This is a genomic window from Mycobacterium appelbergii, assembly GCF_032883035.1.
GTDB lineage: Bacteria > Actinomycetota > Actinomycetes > Mycobacteriales > Mycobacteriaceae > Mycobacterium > Mycobacterium appelbergii.
The window spans coordinates 148,557-168,847 of sequence record NZ_JAMQTH010000011.1 but is presented as its reverse complement, the minus strand read 5'-3'; the positions used below and the strand labels follow the sequence as shown (position 1 = coordinate 168,847).

The 20,291-nt window shown below is 68.0% G+C and carries 20 protein-coding genes; 13 read left to right on the top strand and 7 right to left on the bottom strand.

Going from position 1 to position 20,291, the window contains the following annotated elements; all coding sequences use genetic code 11:
- The first annotated feature begins 147 nt into the window (after positions 1-147).
- On the top strand, positions 148-2,103 hold the full coding sequence (gene asnB, locus M1247_RS24610) for an asparagine synthase (glutamine-hydrolyzing) (protein WP_317159121.1): 1,956 nt from the start codon (positions 148-150) through the stop codon (positions 2,101-2,103).
- Between the two features lie 9 nt (positions 2,104-2,112).
- Here asnB and M1247_RS24605 read toward each other — a convergent pair whose 3' ends face one another.
- Complete coding sequence (locus M1247_RS24605) at positions 2,113-3,087, bottom strand: carbohydrate kinase family protein (RefSeq protein WP_317159015.1); 975 nt, start codon at positions 3,085-3,087, stop codon at positions 2,113-2,115.
- Between the two features lie 174 nt (positions 3,088-3,261).
- On the opposite strand from M1247_RS24605, the gene M1247_RS24600 reads away from it, so the two are divergent.
- A complete protein-coding gene (locus tag M1247_RS24600) occupies positions 3,262-3,879 on the top strand; it encodes an Rv0361 family membrane protein (protein WP_317159014.1) in 618 nt (205 codons plus the stop codon).
- A 25-nt stretch (positions 3,880-3,904) separates the two neighbouring features.
- On the opposite strand, the gene M1247_RS24595 is transcribed toward M1247_RS24600, so the two are convergent.
- Entirely contained in the window at positions 3,905-4,261 is a 357-nt protein-coding gene (locus M1247_RS24595; RefSeq protein WP_317159013.1) for a HesB/IscA family protein, read from the bottom strand.
- Between the two features lie 172 nt (positions 4,262-4,433).
- On the opposite strand from M1247_RS24595, the gene M1247_RS24590 reads away from it, so the two are divergent.
- Genes M1247_RS24590 through M1247_RS24575 form a run of 4 tightly spaced genes read left to right on the top strand, consistent with a single transcriptional unit; the run spans position 4,434 to position 7,456 of the window.
- Positions 4,434-5,120, top strand: a complete 687-nt coding sequence (locus M1247_RS24590; RefSeq protein WP_317159012.1) for a DUF3043 domain-containing protein — start codon at positions 4,434-4,436, stop codon at positions 5,118-5,120.
- 25 nt (positions 5,121-5,145) lie between these two features.
- Positions 5,146-5,676 carry a bifunctional adenosylcobinamide kinase/adenosylcobinamide-phosphate guanylyltransferase gene (locus tag M1247_RS24585; protein WP_317159011.1) on the top strand — a complete coding sequence of 177 codons (531 nt, stop codon included), beginning with the start codon at positions 5,146-5,148 and terminating at the stop codon, positions 5,674-5,676.
- Positions 5,673-6,725, top strand: coding sequence for a nicotinate-nucleotide--dimethylbenzimidazole phosphoribosyltransferase (gene cobT, locus M1247_RS24580; protein WP_317159010.1), 1,053 nt, complete (start codon positions 5,673-5,675; stop codon positions 6,723-6,725). The genes M1247_RS24585 and cobT overlap by 4 nt, the downstream gene beginning before the upstream one ends.
- Positions 6,722-7,456, top strand: coding sequence for an adenosylcobinamide-GDP ribazoletransferase (locus tag M1247_RS24575; protein ID WP_317159009.1), 735 nt, complete (start codon positions 6,722-6,724; stop codon positions 7,454-7,456). The genes cobT and M1247_RS24575 overlap by 4 nt, the downstream gene beginning before the upstream one ends.
- Here M1247_RS24575 and M1247_RS24570 read toward each other — a convergent pair.
- Both M1247_RS24570 and gcvT read right to left on the bottom strand, forming a co-directional pair.
- Positions 7,453-8,559 (bottom strand): branched-chain amino acid aminotransferase, encoded by a 1,107-nt coding sequence (locus M1247_RS24570; RefSeq protein ID WP_317159008.1) that lies wholly within the window; start codon positions 8,557-8,559, stop codon positions 7,453-7,455. The two genes, M1247_RS24575 and M1247_RS24570, sit on opposite strands and share 4 nt — an antisense overlap.
- A gap of 22 nt (positions 8,560-8,581) precedes the next feature.
- Positions 8,582-9,679: a glycine cleavage system aminomethyltransferase GcvT gene (gene gcvT / locus M1247_RS24565; protein ID WP_317159007.1), complete on the bottom strand. Its 1,098-nt coding sequence runs from the start codon at positions 9,677-9,679 to the stop codon at positions 8,582-8,584.
- A 55-nt stretch (positions 9,680-9,734) separates the two neighbouring features.
- On the opposite strand from gcvT, the gene M1247_RS24560 reads away from it, so the two are divergent.
- Positions 9,735-10,811, top strand: coding sequence for an adenylate/guanylate cyclase domain-containing protein (locus M1247_RS24560; RefSeq protein WP_317159006.1), 1,077 nt, complete (start codon positions 9,735-9,737; stop codon positions 10,809-10,811).
- A gap of 24 nt (positions 10,812-10,835) precedes the next feature.
- The gene (locus M1247_RS24555; RefSeq protein WP_317159005.1) at positions 10,836-12,353 is read left to right on the top strand and encodes a leucyl aminopeptidase; all 1,518 of its coding nucleotides are present in this window, start codon (positions 10,836-10,838) and stop codon (positions 12,351-12,353) included.
- On the opposite strand, the gene M1247_RS24550 is transcribed toward M1247_RS24555, so the two are convergent.
- Both M1247_RS24550 and M1247_RS24545 read right to left on the bottom strand, forming a co-directional pair.
- Positions 12,350-14,086: an SDR family oxidoreductase gene (locus M1247_RS24550; RefSeq protein ID WP_317159120.1), complete on the bottom strand. Its 1,737-nt coding sequence runs from the start codon at positions 14,084-14,086 to the stop codon at positions 12,350-12,352. The genes M1247_RS24555 and M1247_RS24550 overlap by 4 nt on opposite strands.
- Before the next feature lie 66 nt (positions 14,087-14,152).
- On the bottom strand, positions 14,153-14,506 hold the full coding sequence (locus tag M1247_RS24545; protein WP_317159004.1) for an oxidoreductase: 354 nt from the start codon (positions 14,504-14,506) through the stop codon (positions 14,153-14,155).
- Between the two features lie 192 nt (positions 14,507-14,698).
- On the opposite strand from M1247_RS24545, the gene sucB reads away from it, so the two are divergent.
- From sucB to M1247_RS24520, 5 genes are read left to right on the top strand one after another with little or no spacing between them, the layout of a single operon-like run.
- Positions 14,699-16,444 carry a 2-oxoglutarate dehydrogenase, E2 component, dihydrolipoamide succinyltransferase gene (gene sucB / locus M1247_RS24540; protein ID WP_317159003.1) on the top strand — a complete coding sequence of 582 codons (1,746 nt, stop codon included), beginning with the start codon at positions 14,699-14,701 and terminating at the stop codon, positions 16,442-16,444.
- A gap of 29 nt (positions 16,445-16,473) precedes the next feature.
- Positions 16,474-17,382 carry a TIGR01777 family oxidoreductase gene (locus M1247_RS24535; RefSeq protein ID WP_317159002.1) on the top strand — a complete coding sequence of 303 codons (909 nt, stop codon included), beginning with the start codon at positions 16,474-16,476 and terminating at the stop codon, positions 17,380-17,382.
- A 17-nt stretch (positions 17,383-17,399) separates the two neighbouring features.
- A complete protein-coding gene (gene lipB, locus M1247_RS24530) occupies positions 17,400-18,074 on the top strand; it encodes a lipoyl(octanoyl) transferase LipB (protein ID WP_317159001.1) in 675 nt (224 codons plus the stop codon).
- 4 nt (positions 18,075-18,078) lie between these two features.
- Positions 18,079-19,023, top strand: coding sequence for a lipoyl synthase (lipA, locus tag M1247_RS24525; protein ID WP_317159000.1), 945 nt, complete (start codon positions 18,079-18,081; stop codon positions 19,021-19,023).
- A gap of 4 nt (positions 19,024-19,027) precedes the next feature.
- Complete coding sequence (locus M1247_RS24520) at positions 19,028-19,780, top strand: DUF4191 domain-containing protein (protein ID WP_317158999.1); 753 nt, start codon at positions 19,028-19,030, stop codon at positions 19,778-19,780.
- Here the strand turns inward: M1247_RS24520 and M1247_RS24515 are convergent.
- A complete protein-coding gene (locus M1247_RS24515) occupies positions 19,777-20,253 on the bottom strand; it encodes an RDD family protein (protein ID WP_317158998.1) in 477 nt (158 codons plus the stop codon). The genes M1247_RS24520 and M1247_RS24515 overlap by 4 nt on opposite strands.
- Positions 20,254-20,291 lie beyond the last annotated feature (38 nt).

Sequence of the window (20,291 nt, the reverse complement as noted above, 5' to 3'; positions counted from 1 at the left end):
GAAGTCAGGATTAATCGACCGCGAGCGGTCGTTCACTTCAGCGAATACTACGCAGCGTAGACCACGCCGATGGACACCGGCGAAGCGACCGGCGAACTCGCTCGGGTGCAGGTCTACACACCCGCGGCGATTAGGCATACTGGCGCGGTGTGCGGACTGCTGGCCCTGGTAACTGACCCTTCGAGATCCCTGCGGGTCGATGCGATGGCCGGTGAGGTTGCCCGCGCCGCTCATCTCATGCGCCACCGGGGGCCCGACGAGCCGGGAACCTGGGCGGATTCGGTGGCCGACGACCCGAACGGGTCGGTGGTGCTCGGCTTCAACCGACTGTCGATCATCGATATTGCCCACAGTCACCAGCCACTGCGGTGGGGCCCACCCGAGGCACCGGACCGCTACCTGCTCGTGTTCAACGGAGAGATCTACAACTACCTCGAACTGCGTGCGGCACTGGGGTCCGAATTCGGTGCGGTTTTTCACACCGACGGTGACGGCGAAGCCATCGTCGCTGCGTACCACTACTGGGGTGTGGAGGCCTTGAGCCGGCTGCGCGGGATGTTCGCCTTCGCGCTGTGGGACACCGCCGAGCAGGAACTGTTCTGCGCACGCGACCCGTTCGGTATCAAACCCCTGTTCATGGCGACCGGGCCGGGCGGGACAGCGGTGGGCAGCGAGAAAAAGTGCCTGCTGGATCTGGCCGACGTGCTCGAGGTCGACCTGGGCATCGACGAACGTGCTGTGCAGCACTACACGGTTCTGCAATACGTGCCCGAGCCGGAAACGCTGCACCGTGGCATCCGCAGGCTGGAATCTGGCAGTTACGCCAGGGTGCGGCCGGGCGCCCGACCGGAGGTGACGCGCTACTTCGTGCCGAAGTTCAGCGCCGTGCCGTTCGTGACGGGATCCGAGCAGGCCCGCTACGACGAGGTCACCGCGGCGCTGGAGGATTCGGTCGCCAAACACATGCGCGCCGACGTCACGGTCGGGGCATTTCTGTCCGGCGGCATCGATTCCACGGCAATCGCCGCGCTCGCAATGCGCCACAACCCGCGGTTGATCACGTTCACCACCGGATTCGAGCGCGAGGGCTTTTCCGAGGTCGATGTGGCGGTGGCCTCGGCCGAGGCGATCGGCGCCAGACATGTCACCAAGGTGGTCAGTCAGGCCGAGTTCGTCGAGGCGCTGCCCGAGATCGTCTGGTACCTCGACGAACCGGTGGCCGACCCGGCGCTGGTGCCGTTATTCTTCATCGCCAGGGAGGCCCGCAAGCACGTCAAGGTGGTGCTCTCCGGGGAGGGCGCCGACGAGTTGTTCGGCGGGTACACGATCTACCGCGAGCCGCTGTCGTTGAAGCCCTTCGACTATCTGCCCCGTCCGGTGCGCAAGTCGCTGGGCAAGGCGTCGAAACCCCTGCCGGAAGGCATGCGCGGTAAGAGCCTGCTGCACCGGGGGTCGCTGACCTTGGAAGAGCGCTACTACGGCAATGCGCGCAGCTTCTCCGATGAGCAGCTGCGCGGGGTGCTGCCTGGCTTCCGCCCGGAGTGGACGCACACCGACGTCACCAAGGCGCTGTATGCCGAGTCCGCCGGCTGGGATCCGGTGGCCCGCATGCAGCACATCGATCTGTTCACCTGGCTGCGTGGCGACATCCTGGTCAAGGCGGACAAGATGACCATGGCCAACTCACTGGAACTGCGGGTGCCGTTCTTGGATCCCGAGGTGTTCGCGGTGGCCTCCCGGCTGCCCGTCGATCAGAAGATCACCCGGGCGACGACGAAGTTCGCGCTGCGCCGGGCGCTGGAGCCGGTCGTGCCCGCGCATGTGCTGAACCGCCCGAAGCTGGGCTTCCCGGTGCCGATCCGGCACTGGTTGCGTGCGGGTGAGCTGATGGACTGGGCGTATGCCACCGTCGCCGCATCACAGGCCGGCGAATGGGTGGACCTGGCGGCGGTGCGCACCATGCTCGACGAGCACCGCGCCGGTGTCAGCGATCACAGCCGTCGGCTGTGGACCGTGCTGGTGTTCATGCTGTGGCACGCGATCTTCGTCGAGCACAGCGTGACCCCACAGATCAAAGAGCCGCACTACCCGGTGCAGCTCTGATCGGCAGCGCTAACCCAGCGCTTTGCCGATCTCCTCGCCCGCGTCGGCGCCGTAGGCGTCGGTCAGCCGTCGCACGGCCTCGGCGCGGTCCCAGGTCCATTCCTGCGGGCCGGTCGCCTCGAGGACCAGGACCGCGACCAGGGAGGCCAACTGCGCCGACCGCTCCAGGTTCAGTCCGGCGCTGCGCCCCGTGAGGAACCCGGCGCGGAACGCGTCGCCGATTCCCGTCGGGTCGGCCTGATGCTTTTCGGGCACCACGTCGACATGCACGCAGTTGCCCTCGGGGTCGACCAGGTCCACTCCCTTGGGGCCGAGAGTGGTGACGCGCAGCCCGATCTGGCTCATCACGTCCGCCTCGGTCCACCCCGACTTCTGCAGCAGCAGGTCCCACTCGTAGTCGTTGGTGAACAGGTAGGTTGCGCCGTCGATCAGCTTGCGGATCTCTTCACCGTTGAGCCGGGCGAGTTGCTGCGATGGGTCGGCGGCGAAGGCCAACCCGAGCTTGCGGCATTCCTCGGTGTGCAAGAACATCGCGTCGGGATCGTTGGCCCCGACGATCACCAATTCCGGCGCACCGGTGCGGGCGACCAGGTCGGCCAGTGAGATGTTGCGGGCCTCGGACATGGCGCCCGGGTAGAACGAGGCGATCTGCGCCATGTCCTCGTCGGTGGTGCAGACGAATCGCGCGGTGTAGGCCGACTCGGAGATCAGCACACTGTCGCAGTCCACTTTCGCCGATTCCAGCCAGGACCGGTAACCGTCGAAATCCTGGCCGGCCGCGCCGACCAGCGCGACGTCGCCACCGAGGATCCCGATTGCGTACGCCATGTTCCCCGCGACACCGCCGCGGTGGATCACCAGATCGTCCACCAGGAAGCTCAGGGACACCTTCTGCAGATGATCGGCCAGCAGTTGTTCGGAGAATTTCCCGGGAAATCGCATGAGATGGTCGGTCGCGATGGACCCGGTAACTGCAATGGTCACGAAGCGTCACCCTTCATTTCGTTAAGCCGCCTAGGAAAGGGTACCCGCGCCGGCAGTCCGGATTGCCGCTCGCTCCCGGCCCCGATTTCCGAAGGTGCGCTAACCTGCGTATAGCTGTATGCCGGGTCACGCTCGACGCCTGACCACATCCATACCCGCGGGGAGCGCCAATTAATGACTGGTTCCTACCAGTACCCCGAATCCGTTCCGCCCCAGCCCTATCCGGAGCAGGTGCCGTCCGCCTATCCCGGAACGCTGCCGCCGCCGGTGCCCTATCCGAAGCGGCGGCGCTGGCCGAAGATCCTGGCCGTGGTTCTGACCGTGGCGGCGTTGGCCGCCGTATCGACGGCGGTGGTCGTGGCAGGCCGGGACAACAGTGCGCCACCGCAGGTGGTGTCCAATGAGCGGGCGCAGGCGGCGATCCAGGAGTACCTCAACGCGCTGATCGACGGTGACGACGAAACGGTCGCGCGACACACCGGGTGCGGACTGTTCGACGCCGTCAAGGAGCGCCGCACGGACCTTGCGGTCGCCAGCCTGGCCAGCGACGCATTCCGTAAGCAGTTCAGCCGCGCCGAGGTGACCAACATCGACAAGGTCGTGCCGTGGTCCACCACCCAGGCCCAGGTGCTGTTCTCGATGCGGGTGGCGCCGGCGAGTGGGTCGACGCGCGGTCAGCAGTCCCCGAGGGAAGAGCAGCAAGGTGTCGCCCAGCTACTCGTCCTCAACGACGGGAAGAGCAACGATGTGCTGGTGTGCTCGTATGTGCTGCGAACGGGCGGTCAGTACTGACGTGCGGCACTGACCGCCTCGCGGCTCAGTTGAACGAATCGCCGCAGGCGCAGGAACCGGTGGCGTTCGGGTTGTCGATCGTGAAGCCCTGCTTCTCGATGGTGTCGACGAAGTCGATCGTGGCGCCCTGCACGTACGGCGCGCTCATGCGGTCCACGGTGAGGTTGACGCCGGCGAACTCGGCCGTCAGGTCCCCGTCGAGGGCGCGATCGTCGAAGAACAGGTTGTAACGCAATCCGGCACAACCACCCGGCTGGACCGCGATACGCAGTGCCAGGTCGTCGCGACCCTCCTGGTCCAACAGCGCCTTCGCCTTGGTTGCCGCAGCGTCCGACAGGGTCACACCATGGGTCTCGGTGGCGGTGGTTTCCTGAACAGTCATTGCTCTCCCTAATACATCCCTGGGCATCGCCGATGCCGAAGTACATGCGATACGCGGGCATGCCCACGTGTCGACTGACTCAACGGTACCTTGTTCCGCCGGTATTCCCGAGCTATCCACCGGGCTGGGGCATGTGGGGAGAAGGCATCCGACGGGCAGTAACCTGGCGGGCGTGAAACTGCTGGGCCGTAACAAGGACAACGACGGCGGGGACGACGAAGGTGCCGCCGACACGACGGGCGCCACCGACGCCACCGGTCGGGCGAACGGCACCGGTACGGCGACCGCGCCGAAGGGCAGGCCGACCCCCAAACGGAACGAGGCGGCCAAGCGACGAGGACCCGTCGCACCGGCGCCGCTGACCTCGGCGGAGGCCCGCAAACGCCGCAAAGAGCTGCAGGGGCCGAAGCTGAGCCGCGAGGAACGCAAGGCCGAACGCCTAGTGCGCCGCGCCGACATGTCCGAACGCCGGGAAAAGATGATGGCAGGCGAGGACGCCTACCTGCTCCCCCGCGACAAGGGACCGGTGCGCCGCTACGTCCGCAACATCGTCGATGCCCGGCGCAACGTGCTCGGGCTGTTCATGCCGGCCGCCCTTGCGATGATCTTCTTCATGCTGGCGCTGCCGTCGGTGCAGTTCCAGCAGATCCTGTCGTACGCGATGTTGATCCTGGTGCTGATCATGTTGGTCGACGGCTTGCTCGTTGGCCGCAAGGTGAACCACATGGTCGACGAGAAGTTCCCCGACAACACCGAGAGTGGATGGAAACTCGGCTTTTACGCGGCCAGTCGAGCGTCCCAGATACGCCGGATGCGGGCACCGCGGCCGGTGGTCAACCGCGGCGAGAAGGTCGCTTGATGCCGGCGGATACGGCCTGACGCCGGTGCGGACCCTGGTGCTCGGCGGTATCAGGTCGGGCAAGTCGCAGTGGGCGGAATCAGCTGTCACCGCAGCTGCCGGAGACGGTCCGGTGCGCTACGTGGCCACCGGTGCCTGCGTCGAGGACGATCCGGCGTGGTCGGCCCGGGTGGCAGCGCACCGGGAGCGTCGCCCCACACAGTGGCGCACGGTGGAGACCGTCGATCTGGCCGCCGAGCTGGGCGGCCCTGACGTGACCCCCACGCTGGTCGATGACATCGGCGGCTGGCTGACCGCGACGATGGACCGCCGCGGCGCCTGGAGCGGTGCGGCGATCCGCGACGATGCCGATCAGCTGGTGCGGGCGGTCGGCGCCTGCACCGCTCCCCTGGTGCTGGTCAGCCCGGAGGTCGGGTTGAGCGTGGTCCCCGCCACCGAGGCCGGGCGCCGTTTCGCCGACGAACTGGGCTCGATCAACCAGCGTCTGGCCGCGACGTGTGACCGGGTGGTCCTGGTGGTGGCCGGCCAGCCGCTCACGGTGAAGGAGCCGTCATGACCGAACCGTTCGACGCCGTCACGCCGCCGGACGCGGAGGTGGCCGCGGCGGCGCGGGACCGTCAGGGCCGGTTGACCAAGCCCCCGCAGTCCCTGGGCCGCCTCGAGGACCTGGCGGCCTGGGTGGCCTCCTGTCAGGGCGCGTGCCCGCCCCGGCAGTTCGTGCGTCCACGGGTGGTGGTGTTCGCCGGTGATCACGGCGTGACCGAGGCCGGAGTGTCGGCGTACCCGTCGGCGGTGACCGGCCAGATGGTGGCGAATTTCGATGCGGGCGGGGCCGCGATCAATGTGCTGGCCGAGGTGGCGGGCGCGTCGGTGCGGGTGGTCGACATCGCGGTGGACTGCGACGCGCCACTGTCCCCGGCGATCGGTGCGCACAAGGTGCGCCGCGGTGCGGGCAACATCGCGGTGGCCGACGCCCTGAGCGCCGAGGAGACCGATGCGGCCGTCGCCGCAGGCAGGCGGATCGCCGACGAAGAGGTCGACGCCGGCGCCGACCTGCTCATCGCCGGCGATATGGGCATCGGGAACACCACCGCGGCAACGGCTTTGATCGCCGCACTGACCGGCGCCGAACCGGTCGTGGCGGTGGGGCGCGGCACCGGTATCGACGACCTCGGCTGGATGCGCAAGACCTCGGCGGTGCGGGACGCGCTGTACCGGGCCCGTGCCGTGACCGAGGACCCGCTGAGCCTGTTGCGGGTCTGCGGCGGTGCGGACGTGGCGGCGATGGCCGGTTTCTGTGCACAGGCCGCGTTACGGCGTACCCCGGTGTTGCTGGACGGGGTGGTGGTGACGGCCGCAGCACTCGTGGCCGAACGGCTGGCTCCGGGTGCGCGGGCATGGTGGCAGGCCGGTCACCGCTCCACCGAGCCGGCGCACACCCTGGCACTATCGGCCCTGGAGTTGGATCCGATCGTGGATCTGCGGATGCGCCTCGGCGAGGGCACCGGGGCTGTGGTGGCCCTGCCGATCGTGCGCGCCGCGGTCGCCGCCCTGGCCTCGATGGCGACTTTCGATGAGGCGGGAATCTCCGAGAACACGCCATGATCGGTTCATTGACCGGAGCTTTCGCATTCGGCACGGTGCTGCCCGTCCGATCGACGACGAAGGTGGGCCGCGGTGCGCTGACCGCGCTGCCCCTGGTGGGGTTGACGCTCGGGGCCCTGGCCGCCGCCATTGTCTTGGCAGGCGGATGGGCCTTCGGGCCGGGCAACCCGCTGGCCGGGCTGTTGGCGGTTGCGGTGCTCCTGCTGGTCACCCGCGGGCTGCACATCGACGGACTGTGCGACACCGTGGACGGCCTCGGCTGCTACGGCCCGCCGGAACGTGCGCTGACCGTCATGCGCGACGGCTCGGCAGGCCCGTTCGGGGTCGCCGCAGCGGTGGTCGCGATCGTCGCGCAGGCGTTGGCGTTCGCCCAATTGGACGCCGTCGCTGTCATCACCGCGGTTGCGGCAGGCCGGGTCGCGGCGGTCGCGGCGTGTCGGCGCTCGGTACCGGCGGCATCCGGCAGCTCATTGGGCGGTGCGGTGGCAGGGAGCCAGCCGGTCGCCGTGGTGGTGGGCTGGCTGCTCGCCGTGGCGGCGCTGGCGGTGTTCGCCGGTCCCCTGGCGTGGCAGGGCCCGGTCGCGGTCATGGTCGCGGTCGGTTGTTCTGTGCTGCTGGTCGCCCACTGCGTGCGGCGCTTCGGCGGCATCACCGGCGATGTCCTGGGCGCCGCCGTCGAGGTGACGACGACCGTCGCGGCGCTCGGCCTGGCGATCGGCCGGTTCGGCTAATTCAGCCGTGCCATCCAGCCGTGGGTGTCGGCGAAGGTACCGCGCTGGATCCCGGTGAGGGTGTCGCGCAACGCCATCGTGATCTCGCCCGGTTGGCCGTCGGCGATCGTGAACTCGCCATCGCCGTGCTTGACGTGTGACACCGGCGTGATCACCGCGGCCGTCCCGCAGGCGAACACCTCGGTGATCTCCCCGGCAGCGGCCTTCTTCTGCCATTCGTCGACGTCGATCTTGCGTTCCTCAACAGCGAACCCGGCATCAGTTGCCAACTGCAGCAACGAATCCCGCGTGATGCCGGGAAGCAGGGATCCGGACAGCTCAGGGGTGACCAGGCGGGCCGAACCGCCGCTGCCGAAGACGAAGAACAGGTTCATCCCGCCCATCTCCTCGACGTACCGGCGCTCGATGGCATCCAGCCACACCACCTGGTCGCACCCGTTGTCGGCCGCCTGGGCCTGGGCCAGCAGGGAGGCCGCGTAGTTGCCGCCGAACTTGGCCGCGCCGGTACCGCCGGGCGACGCACGCACGTATTCGTGCGACAACCACACGCTCACCGGTTTGATGCCGCCCTTGAAGTACGCCCCGGCCGGGGAGCCGATGACCAGGTAGCGGTAATCGCTGGCCGGCCGGACACCCAGTCCCGGCTCGGTGGCGATGACGAACGGCCGCAGGTACAGCGATTCCTCACCGCCCGCCGCGGGCACCCACTGCCCGTCGACCGCGATGAGCTGGCGCAACGATTCGAGAAACACCTCGGCGGGCAGTTCCGGGATGGCCAGCCTGCGCGCGGAGGACTGCAGCCGCGCCGCGTTGGCCTCCGGCCGGAACGACACGATGGAACCGTCCGCCCAGCGGTAGGCCTTGAGGCCCTCGAAGATCTCCTGCGCGTAGTGGAGCACCACGGCCGAGGGATCGAGTTCGATCGGGCCGTACGGGATCACCTGTGCGTCATGCCAACCCTGACCGGCCGTGTAGTCGATCGACACCATGTGGTCGGTGTGGAATTTGCCGAAGCCGGGGTTGGCCAGGATGGATTCACGTACCGCATCGGCCGCCGGATTCGCGTTGGCAGAAACCGTGAACTCGAGAAGGCCGCTAGTCATGCAGCGATTGTATCGCCCGAGACTAGCGAGTTTTCGCGTCCACGAAAGGAGGCTTGAGAACTTCGCATTCAACCGCCCTGCCACGCACGTCGACCGTGACGCGCTGACCGTCGGCGATCTCGTGGGCGGTGTCGAGCAGCGCCAGCGCGATGCCGACTTTCAAAGTGGGAGAGAAGGTCCCGGAGGTGGTGATGCCTACGGGCGTATCCCCGTCGAGCACCGTCAGGTCGGCGCGCAGCACCCCGCGGCCCGTCGCCCGCAGGCCGCGCAGCACCCGCGACGGCCCGGCCTGCTTCTCGGCGAGCAATTTCTCGCGCCCCCAGAAATCGTCTTTCTTCCACCCGATGGCCCAACCGCAGCGGGCCTGCAGCGGCGAGATGTCCAACGACAGCTCGTGGCCGTGCAACGGATAACCCATCTCGGTGCGCAACGTGTCGCGGGCGCCCAGGCCGGCAGGCTCGCCGCCTGCGGCACGCACCGCGGCCAGCAGCGCATCGAACACCACGGGCGCGCGGTCCCAGTCCGGGAGCAGCTCATACCCGTGCTCACCGGTGTAACCCGTCCGGCACACCCGCACGTGGACACCGTGGGACTCGGCGTCGGCGTAACCCATGTAATCCATGTCGGTGGGCAGGCCGAGAGCCTCGAGCACCTCGGCCGATTTCGGCCCCTGCACGGCAAGCACCGCATACGAGCGGTGCTCATCGGTGATGGTCAGCCCGGCAGGCGCATGCTTGCGCAGCTCGGCGACCACAGCCGCGGTGTTGGCCGCGTTGGGCACCAGGAAGATCTCGTCGTCGGAGACGTAGTAGACGATGAGATCGTCGATCACGCCGCCGTTTTCTGTACAGCACAGGGTGTACTGCGCCTTGCCCGGTTCGATGCGGTTCAGATCGTTGGTGAGTGCGGAGTTGACGTAGGCAGCGGCCCCGGGCCCACGCACCAGTGCCTTGCCGAGATGGCTGACGTCGAACAGGCCGACGGACTCCCGGGTGGCGGTGTGCTCGGACACCGTCCCCGCGTACGACACCGGCATCAACCAGCCACCGAACTCGGCGAAGCTGGCCCCCAGCTCGCGGTGGCGGTCTTCCAGCGGTCCGTGCAGCAGGTCGTCACTCACAGGCCTCACCCTAATCTGCACCCTGCGTCCGGCGTCGGGCTGCCACACTTGCCTGGTGGTGGATTTCGATGCGCTGGAGGCCGCCGGGATCACCGACGCGCGGCAGCGGGCTCCGCTCATCGAATATCTGGACGGGCTCGGGTTCACCGCGGACGAGATGATCCAGGCCGAGCGGCGCGGCAGGCTGTTCGGACTGGCAGGCGACGTGCTGCAGTGGTCGGGCCCACCGACCTACAGTCTCGCAGGCGCGGCAGCCGCCATCGGTGTACCGGTTGTCGATGTCGAACACGCCTGGGCCGCGCTCGGCCTGACCGTCGCCGCTCCCGACGTGCCTGCGTTGAGCCAGGCCGACGTGGACGGCCTGCGCACCTGGGCCGACATGCGTGCCCTGCTGGGAGAGGAGTCCGCGACGGGGCTGCTGCGGGTCATCGGTTCCGGCATGGCGAGGCTTTCGGAGGCCATTTCATCGGTGATCCGGACCGGCTCCCCCGAGCTCCAACTCGAGCACACGCACAACGAACTGGCCACCGCTCGGGCCTACCGGACCGCCGCCGCATTCGTGCCCCGCATCGGGGAGATGATCGACGCCGTGCACCGTCACCACTTGATGAGCACCCGCACCTACTTCGAACACGTGATCCGCGATGGATCGTCAACGGTGGTGTGCGGCATCGGGTTTGCCGACCTGTCCGGGTTCACCTCGCTGACCCAGATGTTGACCACGAACGAGCTCACGAAACTGCTCAACGCGTTCAGCGCCACCGCGTCCGACGTCGTGCACGCCGACCGTGGGCGGGTGGTCAAGTTCATCGGCGACGCGGTGATGTGGGTGAGTCCGACGCCCGAACAACTGGTGCAGGTGGCCGTCGACCTGGTCGGGCATCCGCGGGCCAGGCAGTCACACCTGCAGGTGCGGGCCGGCCTTGACTACGGCTCGGTGCTGGCCATCAACGGCGACTATTTCGGCAACACCGTCAACCTGGCCGCCAGGCTCGTGGAGTCCGCCGAGCCGGGCCAGATCCTGGTGTCGGCACCACTACACGCAGCCCTGCCGGATCAGCCGAGTGCTGCCGTGGCGCCGTTGACGTTGAAGGGCTTCGACCAACCGGTACCGGCCTTTGCACTGCGCTGATCCGGGCTGACTAGGGTGAACCGGGTGAGCAGCGCACCCGGATACCAGGCCCCCACCGTCACCGTCAGCTCGTCCCTGCCTCGGCGCGGCGTCTCCGACGCAGTGTTGATCGTGCCGGTCGTCACAGGCGATTCCGGGCCGCAGGTCCTGGCGGCCGAGTCGTTCCTGGACCAGGACGCGATCGCGGCCATCGAGTCGGGCCTGAAGGGGCTCGGCGCAACCGGCGACCAGGGCCAGTCGCACCGTCTGGTGATCGCCACCCTCCCGGTCGCCAGCGTGCTGGCCGTCGGCCTCGGTTCCCCCGCCGACGAGTGGCAGGCCGATACGATCCGCCGCGTCGCCGGTAACGCCGCGCGCTCACTGGACAAGGTCTCTACGGTCATCACCACCCTTTCGGTCATCGACCTGGAGGCCGCGGTCGAGGGCCTGATCCTCGGCGCGTACCGGTTCAGCGAGTTCCGCAGCGCCAAGACCGCACCCAAGGATGCCGGCCTGCAGAAGATCACCGCATTGGCGGCCGACGCGAAGGCCGCGACGAAGGCCGAAGCGCAGCGGGCAGTGGATATCGCCACTGCCGTGGCGACCGCCAGGGATTTCGTGAACACCCCGCCCAGTCACCTGTTCCCCGCTGAATTCGCCAAGGGGGCCAAGGCTTTGGGCGAGGCCGCCGGACTTGAGGTCGAGGTGCTCGACGAGAAGGCATTGGCCAAGGGAGGCTACGGCGGCATCATCGGTGTCGGCCAGGGGTCCTCACGGCCACCGCGGCTGGTGCGGCTGACCCACCGCGGCGGCACGTCAAAGAAGGCCAAGCGGGTCGCGCTGGTCGGCAAGGGCATCACGTTCGACACCGGCGGCATCTCGATCAAGCCTGCGGCCAACATGCACCACATGACCTCGGACATGGGCGGGGCGGCTGCGGTGGTCGCGACGGTCGTGTTGGCGGCGGTGCGCGGGCTGCCCATCGACGTGATCGCGACCGTGCCGATGGCCGAGAACATGCCGTCCGCGACCGCGCAGCGCCCGGGCGACGTGCTCACGCAGTACGGCGGGATCACCGTGGAGGTGCTCAACACCGACGCCGAGGGCCGGCTGGTCCTGGCCGACGCGATCGTACGGGCCTGCGAGGACAACCCCGATTACCTGATCGAGACCTCGACACTGACCGGCGCACAGACCGTGGCGCTGGGCGCCCGCACGCCGGGGGTGATGGGCAGCGACGAGTTCCGTGACCGGGTGGCGACGCTGTCGCAGCAGGTCGGCGAAAACGCCTGGGCCATGCCGCTGCCCGAGGAACTCAAGGACGATCTGAAGTCGACGGTCGCCGATCTGGCCAACGTCAGTGGCTCACGGTTTGCCGGGATGCTCGTCGCCGGTACCTACCTGCGGGAGTTCGTCGCCGACGGCGTCGGCTGGGCCCACATCGACGTCGCCGCACCGGCATACAACACCGGTGGACCGTGGGGTTACACCCCCAAGGGTGGCACCGGGGTACCGACTCGGACCATGTTCGCGGCGCTGGAAGACATCGCGCAGAACGGCTAGAGCGAGCCCGCTCGCGCCGCCCGCCGCAACGCCGACGGCAACAGCCGCGAAAGGCCGTACACCGCATAGGCTTCGGGAGTGACGGGGCGGATGGCCTTGTTCTTGGCGACCGCGGTCAGGATGGCGCGGGCCACCTTGTCCGGCCCGTAGCGGCGCGCGACGAAGCCCTTCTTCGCCTTCGCCCGCCACTGCTCGACGTCGGCCTGCTTGTACTCAGGCACGTCGAAGTGGGTGGTCTCGACGATGTTGGTGTCGATGACCCCTGGGCAGATGGTGGTCAAGCCGATTCCTGCCGAGGCCAGTTCGGCGCGCAGACAGTCGGAGAACATGTACACCGCGGCCTTGCTGGTGGCATAGGCGTTCATCGCCTGCGCCGGCGTGTAGGCCGCCATCGAGGCCACGTTGACGATGTGCCCGCCCGCGCCGCGCTCGACGAGGCGATGGGCGAAAGCGCGACAACAGTTCACCACTCCCCCGAAGTTGACGTCCAACACGCGGTCATACTGCTCGGCCGGAGTGTCGAGGAAGTTCCCCGCGTGTCCGATCCCCGCATTGTTGACGACCACATCGGGCACGCCGTGCGCCTCGCACACCGCCTCGACAAATCGTTGCACCGCATCGGCATCGGCGACGTCGAGTTCGTAGGCATGCGCGGTGCCGCCGCGGGCGGCGATCTGGGCCGCGGTCTCTTTGGCGGCCGCCTCGTCGATGTCGCTGACCACCACTTCGGCGCCCTCGGCGGCGAACGCCAGCGCGGTCGCCCGGCCGATGCCGCTACCCGCACCCGTCACCGAAACCAGGGTGTCCCCGAATGTCTCGCGGGAACGACCGACCTCGGCTCGCTGCAAAGCCCGTGCGGCGGGTGCCCCTTCGAGGTGCTCGACCAGTTCGGCCACCGCCGCCGCGATCGCCTGCGGGTGGGAGAACGGCGCCCAGTGCCCGGCCTTGAGATCACGGCGCCACAGTCGCGCGACCCAGCGCGACTCGTCGTCGTAGCCGTGTCCGAGCACCACCGGATCGTCGTCGTTGCAGATGACCTGCACCGGCACCGCCACGTAATGGTCGCGTCGGGTGCGGCGGAACGAGCGGAAAGCGTTGGCCCGGTAGATCTTCAATGAGTTGGCGGCATCGACGTCGAGGTTGTCGGACTGGAACTTGGGCCCGGGGGTGTCGATGGCCTGCAACCGCCGCGCCGCGCCGCGCCGCATCAACGCGGGTGCGATCACCGGCAACGAGAACGGGATCCAGTAGGTGAACCGCGATGCGAGATTGACCGCCCGCGCGAACCGGACGGGCCGGTAGGGCCGCGCCAGCCGGTCCTTCAGGAACGCACCGTAGTGGTCGCTGCTCGGTCCGGAGACCGACGTGAACGACGCCACACGGTCACCCGAACCGGACCTGCTCAGGTATTCCCACACCCCGACCGAACCCCAGTCGTGCGCCAGCACATGCACGGGGGCGCCGGGGCTGACCTCGTCGATGACGGCGGAGAAGTCGTCGGCGAACCGCTCCATCGTGTAGGCAGAGACCGGCTTCGGCACGTCGGAGGCCCCGGCACCGCGGTTGTCGTAGCGCACGATGCGGAACCGGTCGGCCAGTCGCGCGACCACGCCGTCCCACAGCACATGCGAGTCCGGCCAGCCGTGCGCCATCACGAGCGTGGGGAGATCGGGGTCGCCCTGTTCGAAGACCGCGATACGGGTCCCGTCCCAGCTGTCGACGAAGCGCTGCATGGCCACCTCCACGAGGTTATCTGTAACCAACAGTATCCAATACCAGTGGTATCGGTGACTGTGACTCTAGCTCTCCTCGAGTTCCTGTCGCGCGGCGCGTTGCCGTTCGATGCGACGACGCGCGTCGTAGTCACGCATGCGCTGCGGATAGCCCACCTTCTGGACGTCGTACACCGGGATCTGCAGTCGATCACTGAGCCGGCGGGCACCCGAGTCGCCACCGGCGCGGCGCCGGGTCCACTCACCGTCGGCGGCAACCAGCACCACGGTGACGTCGGTGACGGTGGTCTTGGGTTCGACGTACGCCTCCACACCGACGTGGTCGGCCACCCACTGGCTCAGATAACGCAGATCTTCCGCTCGATCGCCGCCCGACACGCGCGCGGAACCACCCCGGCGAAACCTGTCGAACAGCCCCAACGTAACGCTCTCCTTTGCTGCGGATCGTTAGTTCGATAGTGCCAGAGGTCTGGGCAACCCTGAGTGAGTGCGAATTGCCGAACAATGACAGGATGGTCCGGACAATCCAAGTAGGTGCCGCACCCAGTGCACCTTGCTGTGGTAAGCCAGAGTTCGAGTCGTCACAAGTGACCGTCCGAGGAGTAAACACACATGTCCATCTCCGTCCAGATGCCTGCACTAGGTGAGAGCGTCACCGAGGGGACTGTCACCCGCTGGCTCAAACAGGAGGGCGATACGGTCGAAGTCGACGAGCCGCTGCTGGAGGTGTCCACAGACAAGGTCGACACCGAGATCCCGTCGCCCGCCGCGGGTGTGCTGACCAAGATCGTCGCGCAAGAAGACGACACCGTGGAGATCGGCGGCGAACTCGCCGTGATCGGCGACGCCGCGGAAGCAGGTTCGCAAGCTCCCGCCCCCGAGGCAACCCCGGAACCCGAACCCGAACCCGAGCCCGTCGCCACCGAGCCGTCGGCCGCGCCCGCCGAGTCGGCCCAGAGCGCGCCCGCGCCTGCCCAGCCGGCCGCGTCGGGTTCGGCTACCCCGGTGCTGATGCCGGAACTCGGCGAATCGGTCACCGAAGGCACCGTCACCCGCTGGCTGAAGAATGTCGGTGACAGCGTCGAGGTCGACGAGCCCCTGGTCGAGGTGTCCACCGACAAGGTCGACACCGAGATCCCCTCGCCGGTTGCCGGCACCCTGCTCTCGATCACTGCCGAAGAGGACGACACCGTCGAGGTCGGCGGCGAGCTGGCCAAGATCGGTGACGCCGGCGCGGCACCGGCCGCCGCACCCGCTCCCGCGTCGCCCCCGCCGGCTCAGGCCGAGCCGAAGCCCGAACCCAAGCCGGAGCCGAAACCGGAACCGAAGCCCGAGCCCACCCCGGCGACCAAGGCCGAACCCAAGCCCGCGCCTGCCGCGGCACCCGCTGCCGCACCCGCCGCGTCGGCTTCGACCGACGGCGCACCCTATGTCACCCCCTTGGTGCGAAAGCTGGCGTCGGAGAACAACATCGACCTCGCCGCGGTCAAGGGCACCGGAGTCGGTGGCCGCATCCGCAAGCAGGATGTGCTGGCCGCGGCCGAGGCGAACAAGGCCCCCGAGGCGCCGGCCGCCCCGGCCGCTTCCGCTCCCGCCGCGGCGGCACCGGCGGCACCGGCACCGGCGTTGGCGCATCTGCGCGGTACCACGCAGAAGGCCAACCGGATCCGCCAGATCACCGCGAAGAAGACGCGCGAATCTCTGCAGGCCACAGCGCAATTGACGCAGACGCACGAGGTCGACATGACCAAGATCGTGTCGTTGCGAGCCCGCGCCAAGGCGGATTTCGCCGAACGCGAAGGCGTCAATCTGACCTACCTGCCGTTCATTGCCCGGGCGGTGATCGACGCGCTGAAGATCCACCCGAACATCAACGCCAGCTACAACGAGGAATCCAAGGAGATCACCTACTACGACGCCGAGCATCTCGGTTTCGCGGTGGACACCGATCAGGGACTGCTCTCCCCGGTGATCCACAACGCGGGTGACCTGTCGCTCGGCGGGCTGGCGCGTGCCATCGCCGACATCGCCGCGCGGGCGCGGTCCGGCAACCTCAAGCCCGACGAGTTGTCCGGTGGCACGTTCACCATCACCAACATCGGCAGCCAGGGCGCACTGTTCGACACGCCCATCCTGGTCCCGCCGCAGGCGGCGATGCTGGGTACCGGCGCGATCGTCAAGCGTCCCCGGGTGATCTCCGACGACTACGGCAACGAGTCGATCGGCGTGCGGTCGGTGTGCTATCTGCCGCTCACCTACGACCACCGGTTGATCGACGGCGCCGACGCAGGGCGGTTCGTGACCACCATCAGGCGCCGGCTCGAGGAAGGCGCGTTCGAGGCCGACCTCGGCCTCTGACAGCTGTTCAGAAAGGGGCTTTCGCCACTGTGGCCGACGCCGTCATTGCGATTGCGGGATCGTCAGGTCTGATCGGCTCGGCACTGGTGTCGGCGTTACGTGCCGCTGACGACCGGGTGCTGCGGATCGTGCGACGGGCTCCGTCGAACGCCGACGAACTGTTCTGGAACCCAGATACAGGCGAGTTCGATGCGGGGGCGCTGCGCGGCGTCGACGCGGTGGTGAACCTGTGCGGGGTCAACGTCGGCGCGAAGCGGTGGTCGGGCGCGTTCAAACAGAGCCTGCGCGACAGTCGCATCGCCCCGACCGAGGTGCTGGCCGGGGCGGTGGCCGAGGCCGGGGTGCCCGTGCTGGTCAACGCCAGCGCCGTGGGTTTCTACGGCGACACCCGCGACCGGGTCACCGATGAGTCCGCCCCGGCGGGCCGGGGCTTTCTGGCTCAGTTGTGTCAGGACTGGGAGGCGGCGACGAAGCCGGCCGCCGCCGCAGGAACCCGGGTGGTGCTGATGCGCACCGGTCTGGTGCTGGCCCGGTCCGGCGGCATGTTGAGCCGGCTGAAACCACTGTTCTCGTTCGGCCTCGGCGCCCGGCTGGGCAACGGCCGTCAGTACCTGCCGTGGATCAGCCTGGAGGACGAGGTCCGCGCGGTGCTGTTCGCGATGTCATCCGAGGCGGTGTCTGGCCCGGTGAACCTCACCGGACCGGCGCCGGTGACCAATGCGGAGTTCACCGCCGCACTGGGCCGGGCACTCAACCGCCCGACCCCGATGATGGTTCCCGGCTTCGCGTTGCGCGCGTTGCTGGGCGAATTCGCCGACGAGGGCCTGCTTGCCGGGCAGCGCGCCATCCCCGCAGCCTTGGAGAATGCCGGGTTCGCGTTCCATCACAACACCGTCGGCGAAGCACTCACCTACATCACCGGACCGAAGGACATCTGACGAGTACCGTCAACGCTGTGACATCCATCCGCTCATCGAATGCGACTGTCGATGTGCGTCGCTTGGGCACCGTCGATTACCGGGACGCCTGGCAACTGCAACGCGAGGTTGCCGACGCCAGAGTCGCCGGCGGTCCGGACGCCCTGCTGTTACTGCAGCACCCACCCGTCTACACCGCAGGCAAACGCACCGAGGCGCATGAGCGCCCGTTGGACGGCACCCCGGTGGTCGACACCGACCGGGGCGGCAAGATCACCTGGCACGGCCCCGGTCAGTTGGTCGGTTACCCGATCATCGGACTGACCGAACCGTTGGATGTGGTGAATTTCGTTCGGCGCATCGAGGAAGCACTCATCGCGGTGTGTGCCGAGTTCGGGTTGCAGACGGGTCGCGTCGAGGGCCGGTCCGGAGTGTGGGTCCAGGCCGACGCCCGCGGACCCGCCCGCAAGGTCGGCGCGATCGGGATCCGGGTGTCGCGGGCGACGACGCTGCACGGCTTTGCTCTCAACTGCGACTGTGATCTCAACGCGTACTCGTCGATCGTCCCGTGCGGCATCGTCGACGCCGGCGTGACATCGCTGACCGCCGAGTTGGGCAGGCACATCGGCGTCGACGACGTCACGGACCGCGTCGCCGCATCGGTGTGTGATGCCCTCGACGGCCGACTGCAAGTAGCGCTGAACGTAGGATGAATCTGTGACTGTCGTGCCAGAGGGACGGAAGCTGCTTCGCCTGGAGGTCCGCAATGCGCAGACCCCGATCGAACGCAAACCGCCGTGGATCAAGACCCGCGCCAAGATGGGGCCGGAATACACCGAACTCAAGGGCTTGGTGAAGCGGGAAGGCCTGCATACGGTCTGCGAGGAAGCCGGGTGCCCCAACATCTTCGAATGCTGGGAGGACCGCGAGGCCACCTTCCTGATCGGTGGGGAGCAGTGCACGCGGCGCTGTGATTTCTGCCAGATCGACACCGGCAAGCCTGCCGAGCTGGACCGCGACGAGCCCCGCCGTGTGGCCGAGAGTGTGCAGGCGATGGGCCTGCGCTACTCGACGGTGACCGGCGTGGCCCGCGACGACCAGCCTGACGGCGGGGCCTGGCTGTACGCCGAGACGGTGCGTGCCATCAAGGCGCTCAACCCGAATACGGGTGTGGAGTTGCTAATCCCCGACTTCAACGGTGTCCCCGAGCAGTTGGAAGAAGTGTTCGCCACCCGCCCGGAAGTGTTGGCGCACAACGTCGAGACCGTGCCACGCATCTTCAAGCGCATCCGCCCGGGTTTCCGTTACGAGCGGAGCCTCGCGGTGCTCACCGCGGCCCGCGACTACGGTCTGGTCACCAAGTCCAACTTGATCCTCGGTATGGGCGAGACCATCGAAGAGGTGCACACGGCGCTGCGGGATCTGCACGACGCCGGCTGCGACATCGTCACCATCACCCAGTACCTGCGGCCTTCGCCGCGCCACCATCCGGTGGAGCGTTGGGTGCATCCCGACGAGTTCGTCGAGTTGTCGACGTACGCCGAGGGCCTCGGTTTCGCCGGTGTGTTGGCCGGTCCGTTGGTGCGGTCGTCCTACCGGGCCGGCAAGCTCTACGCACAGGCCGCGCGACTTCGGTTCGCGGGCACTCCCCCCGTATCCTGATCTCATGGCGAAATCCCGCAATGCCGCGCAGACCAAAGCGGCAAAAGCCGAGGCGAAGGCCGCGCGTAAGGCTGCCTCCAAGCAGCGCCGCAGCCAGCTGTGGCAGGCGTTCCAGATTCAGCGTAAAGAGGACAAGCGGCTACTGCCGTACATGATCGGTGCGTTCGTGCTGATCGTGGCGATCGCTGTGGTCGCGGGGATTCTGATCGGCGGGTTCACCACGTTCACGCTGATCCCGCTCGGCGTGGTTCTCGGCGTGCTGGTCGCCTTCATCATCTTCGGTCGCCGCGCCCAGAAGTCCGTCTACCGCAAGGCCGAAGGCCAGACCGGCGCCGCCGCGTGGGCGCTGGACAATCTGCGCGGCAAGTGGCGGGTCACCCCGGGTGTGGCGGCCACCGGTAACTTCGACGCGGTGCACCGGGTGATCGGCAGGCCAGGCGTGATCTTCGTCGGCGAAGGTTCGCCGGGGCGGGTCAAACCGCTGCTCGCCCAGGAGAAGAAGCGCACCGCGCGACTGGTCGGGGACATCCCGATCTACGACATCGTGGTCGGCAACGGCGAGGGCGAGGTTCCGCTGTCCAAACTGGAACGCCATCTGACGAAGCTGCCCGCCAACATCACCGTCAAGCAGATGGATTCGCTGGAATCGCGGCTGGCGGCCCTTGGCACCAAGGTCGGCCCCGCCGCGATGCCCAAGGGTCCGATGCCCGCCGCGGCGAAGATGCGTGGTGTGCAGCGCACCGTGCGCAGGCGCTAGCGTCGCACCACGGCGGTCTTGGACGCCAGATCGTGTAGTCCGCGGTGATCGGCGTCGGTGAACAGCGCCGGGATCACCAGCACGATCAGCAGGTTGCGTACCAGCGCACGGCCCAACCCGACGTGGTCGCGGCCGTCGAACGGGATCACCACCAGCCCGAGCGCATACTGGCCCGGCGTGAACCCGAACAGCCGCACCGACGCCACCCCGATCACCAGCCAGACCAACAGGGTGATGTTGCGGGACTCCTGCGAATACAGCAGTTGCTCGCGGGTCAATAAACCCAGCGCCAGTGCCAGCACAGCGGTGGCACCCAACGCAACGAGCCAGTCGACCACCAGTGCGGCGATGCGCCTGCCGAACCGTGCGATCGAACCCGGCCCCTGCTCAGGCAGCCCGAGCCGCTCACCCGGGTAACCGCCGGCCGGTTGCGATGCCGGACCGGACATCCAGGATGAAATCTCGCGGGCCATGCTGCCAGGATAGGTGGGCCGTGCAGAGTGCTTGAGGT